General features: G+C 60.0%; 14 protein-coding genes. 10 read left to right on the top strand and 4 right to left on the bottom strand.

Translation table 11 applies throughout. The features are described from left to right. Positions 1 to 53: 53 nt before the first annotated feature. Both ACR9ZQ_RS34760 and ACR9ZQ_RS34755 read right to left on the bottom strand, forming a co-directional pair. Positions 54 to 683 (bottom strand): glutathione S-transferase family protein, encoded by a 630-nt coding sequence (locus ACR9ZQ_RS34760; protein ID WP_481430026.1) that lies wholly within the window; start codon positions 681 to 683, stop codon positions 54 to 56. A 106-nt stretch (positions 684 to 789) separates the two neighbouring features. Next, positions 790 to 1,206: a DUF2000 domain-containing protein gene (locus tag ACR9ZQ_RS34755; protein ID WP_481430025.1), complete on the bottom strand. Its 417-nt coding sequence runs from the start codon at positions 1,204 to 1,206 to the stop codon at positions 790 to 792. 132 nt (positions 1,207 to 1,338) lie between these two features. Between ACR9ZQ_RS34755 and ACR9ZQ_RS34750 the strand changes: the two genes are divergently transcribed. The 8 genes from ACR9ZQ_RS34750 to ACR9ZQ_RS34715 all read left to right on the top strand — a co-directional run bounded on the left by ACR9ZQ_RS34750 (position 1,339) and on the right by ACR9ZQ_RS34715 (position 10,042). Next, complete coding sequence (locus ACR9ZQ_RS34750; protein ID WP_007823392.1) at positions 1,339 to 1,806, top strand: Lrp/AsnC family transcriptional regulator; 468 nt, start codon at positions 1,339 to 1,341, stop codon at positions 1,804 to 1,806. 368 nt (positions 1,807 to 2,174) lie between these two features. Next, the gene (locus tag ACR9ZQ_RS34745; protein WP_481430024.1) at positions 2,175 to 3,869 is read left to right on the top strand and encodes an ABC transporter substrate-binding protein; all 1,695 of its coding nucleotides are present in this window, start codon (positions 2,175 to 2,177) and stop codon (positions 3,867 to 3,869) included. Between the two features lie 19 nt (positions 3,870 to 3,888). Continuing rightward, positions 3,889 to 4,869, top strand: a complete 981-nt coding sequence (locus tag ACR9ZQ_RS34740) for an ABC transporter permease (protein WP_481430023.1) — start codon at positions 3,889 to 3,891, stop codon at positions 4,867 to 4,869. Beyond that, positions 4,869 to 5,771, top strand: a complete 903-nt coding sequence (locus ACR9ZQ_RS34735; protein WP_037096740.1) for an ABC transporter permease — start codon at positions 4,869 to 4,871, stop codon at positions 5,769 to 5,771. Before ACR9ZQ_RS34740 ends, ACR9ZQ_RS34735 begins: the two co-directional genes overlap by 1 nt. Further along, the gene (locus tag ACR9ZQ_RS34730; RefSeq protein ID WP_481430022.1) at positions 5,768 to 6,583 is read left to right on the top strand and encodes an ABC transporter ATP-binding protein; all 816 of its coding nucleotides are present in this window, start codon (positions 5,768 to 5,770) and stop codon (positions 6,581 to 6,583) included. The genes ACR9ZQ_RS34735 and ACR9ZQ_RS34730 overlap by 4 nt, the downstream gene beginning before the upstream one ends. Next, positions 6,580 to 7,506 carry an ABC transporter ATP-binding protein gene (locus ACR9ZQ_RS34725; RefSeq protein WP_481430021.1) on the top strand — a complete coding sequence of 309 codons (927 nt, stop codon included), beginning with the start codon at positions 6,580 to 6,582 and terminating at the stop codon, positions 7,504 to 7,506. Before ACR9ZQ_RS34730 ends, ACR9ZQ_RS34725 begins: the two co-directional genes overlap by 4 nt. 13 nt (positions 7,507 to 7,519) lie before the next feature. Next, positions 7,520 to 7,990, top strand: a complete 471-nt coding sequence (locus tag ACR9ZQ_RS34720; RefSeq protein WP_481430020.1) for a GNAT family N-acetyltransferase — start codon at positions 7,520 to 7,522, stop codon at positions 7,988 to 7,990. Positions 7,991 to 8,014: 24 nt separating this feature from the next. Beyond that, on the top strand, positions 8,015 to 10,042 hold the full coding sequence (locus ACR9ZQ_RS34715; protein WP_481430019.1) for a beta-N-acetylhexosaminidase: 2,028 nt from the start codon (positions 8,015 to 8,017) through the stop codon (positions 10,040 to 10,042). Positions 10,043 to 10,168: 126 nt separating this feature from the next. On the opposite strand, the gene ACR9ZQ_RS34710 is transcribed toward ACR9ZQ_RS34715, so the two are convergent. Continuing rightward, positions 10,169 to 10,630 carry a winged helix-turn-helix transcriptional regulator gene (locus ACR9ZQ_RS34710; protein ID WP_025668273.1) on the bottom strand — a complete coding sequence of 154 codons (462 nt, stop codon included), beginning with the start codon at positions 10,628 to 10,630 and terminating at the stop codon, positions 10,169 to 10,171. A gap of 85 nt (positions 10,631 to 10,715) precedes the next feature. On the opposite strand from ACR9ZQ_RS34710, the gene ACR9ZQ_RS34705 reads away from it, so the two are divergent. Continuing rightward, complete coding sequence (locus ACR9ZQ_RS34705) at positions 10,716 to 11,531, top strand: oxidoreductase (RefSeq protein WP_481430018.1); 816 nt, start codon at positions 10,716 to 10,718, stop codon at positions 11,529 to 11,531. Positions 11,532 to 11,580: 49 nt separating this feature from the next. Further along, positions 11,581 to 12,582, top strand: a complete 1,002-nt coding sequence (locus ACR9ZQ_RS34700) for an NADP-dependent oxidoreductase (protein WP_481430017.1) — start codon at positions 11,581 to 11,583, stop codon at positions 12,580 to 12,582. A 215-nt stretch (positions 12,583 to 12,797) separates the two neighbouring features. On the opposite strand, the gene ACR9ZQ_RS34695 is transcribed toward ACR9ZQ_RS34700, so the two are convergent. Then, positions 12,798 to 13,661 (bottom strand): helix-turn-helix domain-containing protein, encoded by an 864-nt coding sequence (locus ACR9ZQ_RS34695; RefSeq protein ID WP_481430978.1) that lies wholly within the window; start codon positions 13,659 to 13,661, stop codon positions 12,798 to 12,800. Positions 13,662 to 13,691 lie beyond the last annotated feature (30 nt).

Genomic DNA, 13,691 nt, shown 5'->3' with positions numbered 1-13,691 from the left:
CCGTGGCTCGCCACTAACGCCGACACCGCGAGCATGCGGTTAAACACCAGAGTTCACGGCAGCGCATCGTAACCGCCTCGCCGGAAGGACGGTCGTTCCTTGAGGCGATCGAAGTAGGCTGTGACCGCCGACAGCGCGGGTCGTTCGATCGGTGTGCGAAGCCAGCGATTGACCGACAGGCCGATCAAAATATCGGCCAGCGTGAAGTGATCTCCCGTCACGAAAGGTCCGCCCGTCGAGAGGGTATTTTCCAGGACTTCCATCGTACCGTTCCAATCCCTGGCGCTAGCGGCAATGATTGAGGGGGCCGCATAAGCGGCGTCTTTGCGCACAAGACCCTGGAACGCGCCGCGCCAGGCACTGTTCAGCTCTGTTGCCTGCCAATCCATCCATCGCTCGACCAGTGCCCGCCTCCAGGGGGACGACGGTAGGAGATCGTCGCGGCTGTGTCTGGACGCGAGATAACGGCAGATCGTGTTGGATTCCCACAAGATGCCGTCATCGCTTTCGATGACCGGCACGAGACCATTCGGATTGAGTGCGAGGAATTCCGGTGTCCTGGTCGAGGCAAACCCCGTTCCCCAATCCTCCTGCACGTAATCGATGCCGATCTCTTCGCAGGTCCAGAGCACCTTGCGAACGTTGATGGATGATTGCCTGCCAAGAACTCGAAGGACGCTCATGATCTACTCCAAACCAGTCGGCCTTGGGTATCGATTAAGACGTCACTTTGCACCACCAAACATGTCCCGGCGACAACAAAGCCCTTTGTTGTGCTTGCTCGCCGATCTAGCGCAGTAATTTAAGGGAACCGGTCAGCGACCTCACCCATTTCGCTGGCCCTGCAAGGCCTAATCCATTGATCTCTTCTTCGCTCAAGTCCGTGTCCGGGAAACTGCGCTGATAATCAGCATAATCATGCAGTGACCGCGCAAAAGCGGGAAACGGTACGATGGCATGTTCCTCCGGCTGGTTCAGCGCCTTCAACATGATCTGGCGGATCGTCTGTCCGTCGGCCTGCAGAATCGGCACTGGTCGGTTGGAGATGATATCGGTGGTCCTTCCGGTGTGGTCGCTAAGCCTTTCGGCGCCGAGAGGGGGCATCTTGGCGCCCATGCCTATGCCGATGGCGCTGACGGTATTTGCAATAAGAGCTGGCGGGAGTTTGGGATCGACGACAATGGCAATGCGGATATCTGAGAGCATGGAAAAGACCTGAGATTGCGATGGCCACAGCCTAAGCGATCCCGGCAGAAGGATCCTATCTACTATTGCTGTTCAGCGTGGATATTTGGTAGGTTTCACCCAGTTGACGTGATTTTTGGGTAGATATTACCGATGACGACATTTGAGCCAGTTGAGCTGAAAATTCTTTCAAGCCTACAGGCTGAGGGGCGGCTGACAAATCAGGAACTGTCCGAGCGCGTCGGCATGTCGACGTCTCCTTGTTGGCGAAAGGTACGTCAGCTCGAAGAGACGGGTGTGATCCGGGGTTACCGGGCCGATCTCAATCGGCGCAAACTCGGGCTTGGGGTCCTTGCCTTCATCCGAGTGAAGATCGATGGCCATAACGAGGCGGAGGCGGACGCCTTTGCCGCCGAAGTTGCACGGCTGCGGGAGGTTGTCGCCTGCTACAGCATTGCCGGAGACTCAGATTTTCTGTTGCAGGTCGTCTCTCCCGATCTCGATTCCTATGCCGATTTCGCGATGTCCGTCGTGCGCCGTCTGCCGCGTATCAAGGAAATGCAGACCACCTTCGTTCTCAAGGAAATCAAGCCGTTCGAAGGTTTTCCGGTAGGTCTTTAGGAGGTTTATCTGAACCGATAATTGGTGAAATAGCCGCCCAGCAGATGCTGGACGGCTGATCGTGCTGAAAAGTAGGCCGTCATGGCTTCAACATAGGCTGGATCAAATAGTCACGCCTTAACGAATTCAGTCTGGCGGACGGCGCTTGCGCCAGGCTTTTCGCGACGCACAATAAGTATGACAATTCAGTTTTCCCGACAAAGCCGCGGTTGGCAAGCAATCTGTCGGCATCTGCGTCGACGCGATCAAGTTCAGATGCTGGAGCCGAAATTTTAGTTTCCACCCGATTGACCGGATCGGAAATCTTGCGTTAGCTTGATTAAATCAATTTGATTGAATCTAAAAAATAACAAGCAAGGGAACGTAAAATGGGACTGGATAAGAGCGTAATCCGCAATGTTTCCGCGCGTGCCGGCTGGGCGGCGGCGACCGCCTTGACGGTGGTGATGGCGTTTGGTGCATCGGCTGTTTCGGCCGCCGAAGCCGTACTGACGATGCATATCGAAGAGCAGACGAGTTGGGTGCAGAACTTCAATCCGTTCGATCTTGCCGGCCGCCGGCAGAGCACCATGGATTTCATCTATGAGCCGCTCGTCATCTTCAACGCACAGGACGGTGGCAAGCCGGTCTGGCGCCTTGCCACGAACTACAAGTTTTCCGACGACATGAAGTCGATCACCTATGAACTGCGCCCGGGCGTGAAATGGTCGGACGGCCAGCCGCTGACATCGGCGGACGTCAAATATACGATCGATCTGATGCTGAAGAACGCTGCGCTCGATACCGTTGGTGTCGGCGAAACCGTGGCATCCGTCGAGGCGCCTTCGCCGACTGAGGTGACGATCAAGCTCAAGGCCGTCAATTCCGACTTCCCGGAATCGCTGGCCGACCTCGCCGTCGTTCCCGAGCATGTCTGGAAGGATGTTTCCGATCCCGTGGCATTCAAAAACGAGAAGCCGGTTGGCTCCGGTCCGATGACGGAAGTGCGCCGCTTCACACCGCAGGTTTATGAGCAGTGCCGCAACCCGAACTATTGGGATGCAGCCTCTTTGCATGTCGATTGCCTGCGCCTGCCGCAGATTTCCGGCAACGACCAGATGCTCGCGATCCTGCCCGAGGGCAATATGGACTGGATCGGCTCCTTCATTCCCGAGATCGACAAGACATTCGTGGCGCTCGACGCCGAACATAACGGCTATTGGCAGCCCCCGGCCGAAACCGTTGCCTTCCAGATGAACTTCAAGACCAAGGATGAGGGCAATCTGGAAGCCTATAAGGACCTCAACTTCCGCCACGCCTTCAGCCTTGCCATGGACCGCAAGTCGATGGTCGATATTGCCGGCTTCGGTTATCCTGTTGTCAACGAGCACGCCTCCGGTCTGCCACCACGTTTTGAAGGCTGGAGCAACAAAGCGGCTGAAGGCGACAAGGATGCCTTCATGGGCCTGGATACCGACAAGGCCAGCAAGATCCTCGACGATGCCGGTTACAAGAAGGGTGCGGACGGTTTCCGCACGACCCCCAGCGGCAAGCCGATCGCCTTTCCGATCATCGTCCCGAACGGCTGGACGGACTGGATCGACGCCGTGCAGATCGCCGTTGAAGGCCTGCGTGCGGCCGGCATCGATGCCTCGGTTGCCACTCCCGAATACGAACAATGGCGCAAGCAGATTCTCGATGGCAGCTTCGAGGTCGTCATGAACTCGCGCGCCGATGGCGCCACACCTTTCCGCGGCTATTACCAGAACCTCTCGACCGCCTATGGCGGGCGCATCACTGGTGCTCCCTCGCGCTACTCGAACCCGAAACTCGATGCGCTTTTCGATCAGTATCTGAAGGCGACATCGGATGAGGATCACATGAAGATCTTCAACGACATCCAGCTGCTGGTTGCCGATGACTTCCCAGTCGTGCCTGTCTTCAACGGTCCGACCTGGTATCAGTTTTCGAGCAAGCGTTTCACCGGCTGGGTGACCGACAAGGATCCGGTCATGAACCCGGAAGATCATGACAACAACCGGATGCGCCTTATGCATCTCCTGCGCCTGAAGCCGGTCCAATAAGACCGGCGAGGGAAGGGATATGCGTGTTTCCGGACGGCGCCTCGGCGTCTATGCGGTCGCCCTGGCGTTCGCCATCGTGATGAATTTCATTCTTCCCCGGCTCATGCCGGGGACACCCGTCGATGCGATGGTCGCTCAGCTCGGCCCGCGGGCCACACCCGCAGCCGTCGAGGCGATCAAGGTTCGCTTCGGTGCCGTCGATCAGCCGATGCTTCTGCAATTCGTCGATTATCTGAAGGGGCTTGCGAGTTTCGATCTCGGCGTCTCGGTCAAATATTATCCTCAGACCGTCGTTCAGGTTCTTGCCCGCTCGACGATCTGGACCATTTTCCTCGTCGTGACCGCCATCATCTTTTCGCTCTGCATCGGCGTCGTGCTTGGCGCGGTCTCGGCATGGCGCCGCGGTGGCCGCTTCGACACGATCGTCTCGCCGCTATCGGTCATCATGATCTCGGTGCCGCCTATCATCATCGCGCTGACGACGCTTTTCGTCTTCGGCGTCTCGCTGCGCTGGTTTCCGGTCGGTTACGCCTATGACCCGAATCTCGATCCTGCGTTCAACTTCACCTTTGCCGGCAGCGTCTTCATGCATGCCATCCTGCCGGTACTGACGCTGTCGCCTTTCCTGATCGGTGAATTCCAGACGACCATGCGTTCGTCGATGATCTCGATCCTCGGCGAGGACTATGTAACGATGGCCCGCGCCAAGGGTCTCAGTCATCTTAACGTGATGTTCGGCTATGGCGCGCGCAACGCCATGCTTCCTGTCCTGACAAACCTCGCCCTCATGCTTGGCGCTGTTTTCGGCGGTTCGATCGTGACCGAGATCGTCTTCAATTATCCGGGGCTCGGCCTGACGCTCTATACGGCGAGCATTGCCCGCGATTATCCGGTCATCCAGGGGCAGCTGCTTCTGATGACGCTCGCAACGCTCGGGGCCAACTTCCTCGTCGACATCATTTACGGGTTTATCGACCCCCGACTGCGGGATGCTGTGTAATGGGCTTCACGCTGAGATCCATCCTTCGCCAGAAGAAGGCCGTCGCCGGCCTCATCATTGTCGTCGCTCTCTGGCTCATGGCGCTATCTGCACCGATCATTGCGCCCGGCGAACCCGGCGCCCGTGTCGGCCGCTCTCACCAGCCTCCGTCCATCGAGCATGTGCTCGGCACGACGAAGATGGGCCGCGACGTCTATCGCCAGTTCGTCTGGGGTGCGCGCAGTTCGCTCACCGTCGGTTTTGCAACGGGCATCGCAATCACCGTAATCGGCACCGCCATCGGCCTCGTCGCGGGCTATGTTGGCGGCAAGACGGATGCCGCCCTCGATCTCGCAACGAACGCGGTGCTCGTTGTTCCGAATATGCCGCTCTTGATCCTGCTTGCTTCTTTTGCCGGCACGGTCGGGCCGATGACAATCATGACGATCATCGCCCTGACCTCGTGGCCATGGGGTGCCCGTATGACACGGTCGCAGACGATGGCGCTGCGCAATCGCGATTTCGTCACCGCGTCGAAAATGATCGGCGAGCCCGCCTGGCGGATCATCTTCGTGGAGATCCTGCCGAACCTCACACCGCTGATCGGTATCAACCTCGTCGGCAGCATCATCTATGCGATCGTCGCGCAGACGACGCTCGAATATCTCGGCTTCGGCGATCCGCTGAAAGTGTCCTGGGGCACCATGCTCTATAATGCCCAGAACGCTTCGGCGATCATGGTCGGCGCCTGGTGGGATGTCGGTGTCCCGGCGGTCGGCATTGCCGTGACGGGCCTTGGCCTCGCACTGCTCAATTTCACCTTCGACGAGATCGCCAATCCTCAGCTTCGCTCCGGGCCGGCGCTGTCGCGCTGGTTCCGCCTGACCCGTGCCCGCAACCGTCAACTGGAGGCCGGCCGATGAGCGACAATCTGCTGGAAATCGAAAAGCTCAACGTCGACTACCTGCTCGACAAGGGCGAGTTCCGTGCCGTCAGGGACGTGTCGTTCAGTATCGGTCGAGGCGAGATCTTCGGGCTGGCGGGTGAATCCGGTTGCGGCAAGAGCACCATCGCCTATGCCATCACGCGGCTTTCCAAGGCTCCGGCCTGGATCAGCGGCGGCAGCATCCGGATGGACGGGCGGGATCTTCTCAAAATGCCGGAGCGGGAGCTGCAGAGGATCCGCTGGAAGCGCATCGGCATGGTCTTTCAGAGCGCCATGAACTCACTCAATCCTTTGATGCGCGTTGAGGCACAGTTCCACGATGTGCTCTACCGGCACACCGGCTGCTCGCGCCAGGAGTCACGGGCGCGCGGCGAGGAGATGTTCCGGCTCGTCGGCATACCGCCGCAGCGCATCAGCGATTATCCGCACCAGTTTTCCGGCGGCATGCGCCAGCGCATCGTCATTGCCATCTGCCTAGCGCTGAGGCCGGAGCTCATCATCATGGACGAGCCGACGACGGCACTCGATGTCGTCGTGCAGCGCGAGATCCTCGAACAGGTCGTCGATCTGCAGCGGACTTACGGTTTCTCGGTACTGTTCATCACCCACGACCTGCATCTGATGGCGCAGCTTTGCCAGCGTATCGGCATCATGCTGAAGGGCGAACTGGTCGAAGTCGGCGATGTCAGGCAGGTCAGCCAGGCGCCGCTGCACGACTATACGCGCAAGCTCTGGAACGCCATTCCCCAGCTTCCGAGCAAGCCCCATCTTTCAGGAGCATTGGCATGAAGTCCGAGGCACACCTGTCCCCGGCCGGAGCCGTCATACGGCTCGAGGAGATCAGGCGCCAGTTCGGCCCGGTACATGCGCTGAAGGGCGTCTCCTTCTCGCTCTTTCCCGGCCGTGCGTTAGCACTTGTTGGCGAATCCGGCTGCGGCAAGACGACCTGCGCCCGCATCATCGCGCGTCTCGACCGGCCGACCGGCGGCAAGCTGTTCTTTCACGGGCAGGATCTGACCGCTCAGGGGACGGCAAAAGACGAGCGTCTTTATCGCAAAGACGTGCAGATGGTCTTCCAGGATCCGTTCTCCTCGCTCAACCCCGCCTTCACCGTCGGCCATCATCTCTCGCGGCCGCTGCAGCTTCACAGCCAGAACACATCGCGGAGCGCCCTTGAGAATGGCATTACGGGATTGCTGGAAAGCGTCGGCCTGGACCCGGCCGTGTCGAAGCAGAAGTTTCCGCATGAGCTGTCGGGCGGCCAGCGTCAACGTGTCAACATCGCCCGGGCACTTGCGGTGTCGCCGAGCGTGCTTGTCGCTGACGAGCCGACCTCGATGCTCGATGTTTCCATCCGCAAGGATATTCTCGATCTGCTCGCCCGGGTGAAGCAGGAGAATGAGCTGGCGATGCTCTATATCACCCATGATATCGCGACGGCGGCCCACGTGGCCGAGGAGATTGTCGTGATGTTTGCCGGTCAAATGGTCGAATGGGGCGACACCGAAACGGTGCTCTCCAGTCCGCGTCATCCCTATACCCAGCTGCTGCTTTCCGCAGTACCTGACGGCGGACGGCCCTTCGTAACCGGCGGCAGCGCGCGCTTCCTTGAACAGGCAGCGCGCGTCCGGTCACTCAGCCGCCCGGAATCCACCGTGATCGAGCAAATCGGTCCCAATCATTTCATGCGCGCGCTCGGCGCGCAGAGCTAACAGGACGTCTTTCATGGATTATCTCGTCAACCTGTCGACCCTTCCGCAGGACACAAAGTCACCGGACGCCATGGCAAAGGCAGGTGTCACCATCCGCCGGGCACTGCCGCCCGAACTAAAGCTGATTGCCGGCTGGATCGACGAGCATTTCGGCGAAGCCTGGGCAAGTGAGGCAACGGTTGCGATGACGCGCCAACCGCCGACCTGCTTCATTGCCACGCGCGAAGGCAAGCTTGTCGGCTTTTCCTGCCACGAGGCGACCGCACCCGACTTCTTCGGGCCGACCGGTGTCGACGAGAGCCTGCGCGGGCTTGGCATCGGCAGGGCACTGCTCTTTGCCAGCCTCAATGACCTGAAAACCATGGGCTATGGCTACGCGATCATCGGGGATGTCGGCCCGTCCACCTTCTACGAAAAAGCCGTCGGCGCAACTGCGATCCCCGATTCCGCTCCCGGCATCTATGCCGGCATGCTCAAGTCCTGATTTCGACAATACGAATAGAAAGAAATGATCATGTCCACACCGCGACCTCAGACCCTGCGGCTCGAAACAGTCTGGAATCCGCCGGCCGAGGGCAAGGATTTTTCCTATGTCCTGCAGCTCAAGAACCCCAATGCCGAGCCGCTATCCGGCTTCTCACTCTGTGTCAGCGGCCCCGGGCGGGTCGATCCCGCCGGTCGCGTCGAGGGTGCGACGGTTTCAAAAAGGCTGTCAAATTTCACCGAATTTCATCCTCCGGAAGGCTTCGTTCTCGATAGGGGCGAGACCTGGACGATTTCCGTCCATGCATTGAGCTGGCAGTTCCGTCATTGGACGGATGGTGCAACGAGCGCCTATCTGGCCTTTGCCGACGGCAGCACAGTTTCGCTTGGGCTCGAGCCGACGCGGTCTTCCGCCAGCAATGCACCATTGAAGCGTGGCGCGGAGATCTTTCCGGTACCTGCCAATGTGCCCGTTCAGGTTTCAATCATTCCCTGGCCGAACCACGTCGCCGTCGGCTCGCGCCAGCCCTTGCCGGCCGGGTTTTCGCTGCAGGCCGACGATCCGGACGCAAAAGCGGCTGCCGACAGCTTCAAGGCGCTGGTCGACCATCTCTTCGCTGTCGAAGGCATCATCCGCACTGCCGCGGAAGGCGCTTCAAGCGTCAGCTTGAAGAAGACTGCCGGTTTCGGCCCCGAAGCCTATCGGCTGAGCTTCGAAGGCGAGGCGATCACCGTCGAGGCGAGCAGTCGCGCCGGCTTTCTCTACGGCCTTGTGACGCTCGGGCAGATCTGGCGCGGTGCGCGCCTGCATCCGAGAACCTTCCAGTTCCCCGCCTCGGGCGAGATTGTGGATGAGCCGTCGATGGGCTGGCGCGGGCTGCATCTCGATGTTGCCCGTCAATTCTATGGGGAGGCCGAAATCAAGAAGCTGATGGCGGTGCTAGCGTGGAACAAGCTCAACCGTTTCCATTGGCACCTCTCCGATGACGAAGCCTGGCGCGTCGAAATCGATGCCTATCCGGCGCTGACCGAAATCGGTGCCTGGCGTGGTCATGGTCTTGCCCTGCCGCCGCTGCTCGGCTCCAGCCCGGCCCGCACCGGCGGCTACCATACCAAGGCTGCCATTCGCGAGATTGTCGCCTACGCCCAAGGGTTCGGCATCGAAATCGTGCCGGAGATCGACATACCCGGCCATTGCTACGCCATGCTGCAGGCCATACCGGAACTGCGCGATCCGCAAGAGGCCGGCAGCTACTATTCGGTTCAGGGCTTCCCGGACAATTGCATCAATCCCGCCCGAGAAAAGACCTATGAGGTCATCGAAACGATCTTTTCGGAACTCATCGAGCTTTTCCCCTTCAAGACCATCCACATCGGCGCCGACGAAGTACCGCTCGGCGCATGGTCGGGCTCGCCGGAGGCGCTCTTGGAGCTGCGTTCCCTCGCCGGTGATGAGGTTGCCGATGCGCATGCCAAGCGCCTGAACGTCATCACCAATACGCATGGCGCTGATGATATCCATGGTTCGGGTGCGGCCTTCCTGCAGGCAGAGTTCCTGAAGCGCATTCAGAGCTTCCTCGCCTCCAAGGGCTGCATTACCGGCGGCTGGGAAGAAGCGGCGCATGGCGACGTCATCGACAAATCGAAGAGCTATCTTTGCAGCTGGCGCAATGTCGAAGTCGCGGCCGAACTTGCCAATCGTGGCTATGAGATCGTAGTCTGCCCGGGGCAGGTCTATTATCTCGACATGGCGTTGCGGCCCGACTGGGATGAACCGGGCGCCAGCTGGGCCGGCACGTCGGATGCCGAGAAGATCTATACGTTCGACCCGGTCGGCGGCTGGACGGAAACCCAGAAGCAGAAGCTTCGCGGCATTCAGGCCTGCATCTGGTCCGAACCAATGACCGATCGCGCCGTCTTCGATCGCCTGGTCTTTCCGCGCCTGTCCGCGCTTGCCGAAACGGGCTGGACGAAACCGTCCTCCAAGTCGTGGGAGCGTTTCAGGGCGCTCGCAGGGCTGATGCCGCTGCTCTACGGGCTGCAGCAATCGTAAGCTCAGGTTAGGATTGAAGACTATTTTTGCCATCACCGGAGACGGTGATGGCAATGGATACGGACATTGCTCTCAAGCTGCGAGCTTGAGCGTCGCAGACCCACCGAAGCAAGCCTGCGCCGGCAGTCAGTCCTGTTGATCCTGCGGTGGAGCGGCGCATCCGGGTTCGGCAATGCGAATGGGGCGGGTTCCAACAGGAGCGCCGGTTGCGCGATCGATGGTGACGGGATCGATCTCGGTTCCGGTTTCAGCATCGAAGAAGCGGGTGACTTCGCCGCCGCCGCGGTGCTTGCGGCCCCATGCGCCGATCGCAAACAGAACTGGTAAAAAGTCGCGGCCGGCCTCTGTCAGCACATATTCGTCGCGCGGCGGGCGCTCGGAATAGCGACGTTTTTCCAGCAGCCCTTCCTCCGTCAGCGATGACAGCCGCCCCGTCAGCATCGTCGGGGCAATGCCGAGGCTTTTTCGAAAATCATCAAAGCGGGTCAACCCGGCATGGGCGTCGCGCATGATCAGCATGCTCCACGCATCGCCCACGAGCGCCAGGCTGCGGGCGATAAGGCAGGGCTGATCCGAGAGTTTTTTCATGTCGATATCTTTTTAGTAGTGACTTACTATCAATTTAATAGTAACAGAATGCGCATCGATGTTCCATGACAAAACGAAGGCAGAGATGAGCAAGAGAGAACGCGGCATTGCCCTGGTCACCGGGGCGTCCTCCGGCATCGGGCTGGTGACGGCGAAAGCGCTGCGGCGCGACGGTTACCGTGTGTTCGGCACCAGCCGAAGGTCGATGCCCGATACCGCCGACGGGATCACGATGCTGATCTGCGATGTCACCGACGATCAATCCGTGCAGGGCGTCGTTGACGAGGTTCTGAGCCGGGCAGGGCGGATCGATCTTCTCGTCAACAATGCCGGGATCGGCCTGCTTGGTGGCGCCGAGGAATCGACGACGGCACAGGCGAAATCCGTATTCGACGTCAACGTCTTCGGCACCATACGGATGACGAATGCGGTACTGCCGGTGATGCGGCGGCAACGCAGCGGCCGGGTCGTCAACCTAAGCTCGATCCTCGGGCTGATCCCGGCGCCCTTCAACGCGCTCTACGCAGCGACCAAGCACGCGGTCGAAGGCTACTCGGAATCCCTCGACCACGAAGTGCGCACGCAAGGCATCCGTGTGGTGCTCGTCGAACCGGGCGTCACCCGTACCTCCTTCGAGGAGAACATCACGCGGCCGGACCGGCCGCTTGCCATCTATGATGCGGTACGCGCCGACGCCGAAAAGCTGATGCGCGAAATCATCTCGAAGGGCGATGCACCCGAGGTGGTGGCCGCAACTGTCGTCCGAGCCGCCAATGCGCCATCGCCAAAGAGACGCTACACGGCCGGAAAAGCCGCCGGACAGGTGCGCTTTATCCGCCGCTTTCTGCCCGAGTCCTTCGTCGACAGGAACCTCCGGAAATTCAACAAGCTTCCCGACTGAGCCTGCCTTGTCGCTGTGCCGGCTCACCACAGAAACGAAAGTTCGTCCAATGAAAGCATTCCTGATCGATCGCTACAAGAAAGGCGGCGCCCTCAGGCTCGGCCACAGCCCCGAACCGCAACTGCGTGCAAACGACGTGATCGTCGAGATCCATGCTGCCAGCGTGAACCTGCTGGATGCCAAGATCCGCGACGGGGAATTCAAGCTCGTCCTGCCCTATCGGCTTCCGCTGGTGCTCGGCAATGATGTCGCGGGCGTCGTGGTCCGGGTCGGGGCGAATGTCCGGCAGTTCAAGCCGGGCGACGAGGTCTATGCGCGGCCTGGCCGGGATCGAATCGGGACGTTTGCCGAGTATATCGCCATCGATGCGGCCGATGTCGCGCTGAAGCCTGCCAATCTCAACATGGAAGAGGCCGCGTCGATTCCGCTGGTGGCGCTGACCGCATGGCAGGTTCTGGTCGAGCGTGCCAAACTGCAGAAGGGACAGAGAATACTGATCCATGCGGGCTCCGGCGGCGTCGGCACGGTTGCCATCCAGCTTGCCAAACATCTCGGCGCCCATGTTGCGACGACCACTAGCACGGCAAACATCGATCTGGTGAAAAGCCTCGGTGCCGACGTGGTGGTCGATTACAAGAAGGACGACTTCGAAAGGGTGCTGACGGGCTATGACGTCGTGCTGAACAGCCTCGGCAAGGATACGCTGGAAAAATCGCTCGCCGTTCTGAAGCCGGGCGGCAAGCTGATCTCGATATCAGGTCCGCCCGACCCCGATTTCGCCAAGGAGAACGGCTCGGGCTGGCTGCTGCGGCAAGTCATGCGCCTTTTGAGCTTCGGCATCAGGCGGAAAGCAAAACACCGGGGGATCGGCTATTCTTTCCTCTTCATGACCGCAAACGGCGCTCAGCTCGGCAAGATCACCTCGCTGATCGAGGCAGGCGCCATCCGCCCCGTCATCGACCGGGCCTTCGAGTTCGAGAAGACCAACGAGGCGCTGGACTATGTGGAAACGGGCCGCGCGAAAGGCAAGGTCGTCATCGCGGTGAAGTGAGGTCTGGAAGGCCGAAAAGCGCTCGGTTTAGCCGAGCGGCTTTTGCAGGCGTCGAGGCGCGGATTGGTTCGGAAAAGAGAAGTGCGCAGGCATCCGCGTCGATAGCTATGGGTACCCGGCCGAAAACAGCGGAAGTACCAGCGCCGGCGTTATCCGTCAGAGATCAAGGCTGCCGTCTCGCCACAACGAACAAACACTTGTCAAGCGAAGGGACTTCACTGTCGTTGCCGGTAGGCAGAGGGTGTGACGCCTGTGCCCAGCTTAAATGCCCGTGTCATGTGGCTCTGGCTGCTGAAACCGCAGGCCGAAGCGATCTGCACGATTGGGTCCGTGCCGCATAGCATCGATTTGGCGCGCTCGACACGCCGGTGGGCCACCCAGCCATGCGGGGACACACCATAACTTGCTCGGAACATCCGCTGAAAATGAAAGGCGCTGAGCTGCCCGATCGCCGCCAGATCCTGCAAGCGGATTGCCTCATCGAGATGGGCCTCGATATACTCCAGACTCCGGCGCCGCACATGAGGAGCGAGCCCGCCGCTGATCGTGCAGGGACGCATCCCTCCATAACGCGGATCAACGAAGAAATCGTTGATCGTCTGTGTCATCGCTTCTTCAGCCTGCAGATGACTGCCCGCCACCATCGCTTTCGTCATCTGAAGAAGCGTACGCGCCAAGGCGGGTGCATCTGCGAAGGTCACTTCGGGAAGGGCCATAAGCCGAGCATCGCGGTCAAACGTCTCCGCAAACATCCGGCGCATCTGATCATCGGGAACATACAGATGGACGAATTGGGAGAAGTCGGAGATTTCCCATTCGGACGAGTGCTCCTGTGGCATGATGCACAGGACTCCCGGCCGACCGCGCGCGGCGGGACTGCCATCCAGGCGACGCGTTCCCGCGCCACCCCTCAGATAAAGACTGAACGTATGACCGTTCGGCCGCTGATAGCTCATCCTGTCGTGTGCATTGCTCCAGATTGCAGCTGATCGCCCGAACCCCAAATCGATAGACTGTGACATCCGCGCAGTGGGAGATGCGGACAAAAACCTGAAAACCGAGGGGTGACTATATTTCACCAATTCTTCCCCACACCTGACCATGCCGTG

Source organism: Rhizobium sp. KNZ14-9A (assembly GCF_056755015.1).
This window is presented reverse-complemented; position numbering and strand designations above follow the sequence as displayed.

Bases quoted from the DNA above. Each gene is read 5' to 3' on its own strand.
- ACR9ZQ_RS34760 (WP_481430026.1), bottom strand. From the start codon at position 683: ATGAGCGTCCTTCGAGTTCTTGGCAGGCAATCATCCATCAACGTTCGC.
- ACR9ZQ_RS34755 (WP_481430025.1), bottom strand. From the start codon at position 1,206: ATGCTCTCAGATATCCGCATTGCCATTGTCGTCGATCCCAAACTCCCG.
- ACR9ZQ_RS34750 (WP_007823392.1), top strand. From the start codon at position 1,339: ATGACGACATTTGAGCCAGTTGAGCTGAAAATTCTTTCAAGCCTACAG.
- ACR9ZQ_RS34745 (WP_481430024.1), top strand. From the start codon at position 2,175: ATGGGACTGGATAAGAGCGTAATCCGCAATGTTTCCGCGCGTGCCGGC.
- ACR9ZQ_RS34740 (WP_481430023.1), top strand. From the start codon at position 3,889: ATGCGTGTTTCCGGACGGCGCCTCGGCGTCTATGCGGTCGCCCTGGCG.
- ACR9ZQ_RS34735 (WP_037096740.1), top strand. From the start codon at position 4,869: ATGGGCTTCACGCTGAGATCCATCCTTCGCCAGAAGAAGGCCGTCGCC.
- ACR9ZQ_RS34730 (WP_481430022.1), top strand. From the start codon at position 5,768: ATGAGCGACAATCTGCTGGAAATCGAAAAGCTCAACGTCGACTACCTG.
- ACR9ZQ_RS34725 (WP_481430021.1), top strand. From the start codon at position 6,580: ATGAAGTCCGAGGCACACCTGTCCCCGGCCGGAGCCGTCATACGGCTC.
- ACR9ZQ_RS34720 (WP_481430020.1), top strand. From the start codon at position 7,520: ATGGATTATCTCGTCAACCTGTCGACCCTTCCGCAGGACACAAAGTCA.
- ACR9ZQ_RS34715 (WP_481430019.1), top strand. From the start codon at position 8,015: ATGATCATGTCCACACCGCGACCTCAGACCCTGCGGCTCGAAACAGTC.
- ACR9ZQ_RS34710 (WP_025668273.1), bottom strand. From the start codon at position 10,630: ATGAAAAAACTCTCGGATCAGCCCTGCCTTATCGCCCGCAGCCTGGCG.
- ACR9ZQ_RS34705 (WP_481430018.1), top strand. From the start codon at position 10,716: ATGAGCAAGAGAGAACGCGGCATTGCCCTGGTCACCGGGGCGTCCTCC.
- ACR9ZQ_RS34700 (WP_481430017.1), top strand. From the start codon at position 11,581: ATGAAAGCATTCCTGATCGATCGCTACAAGAAAGGCGGCGCCCTCAGG.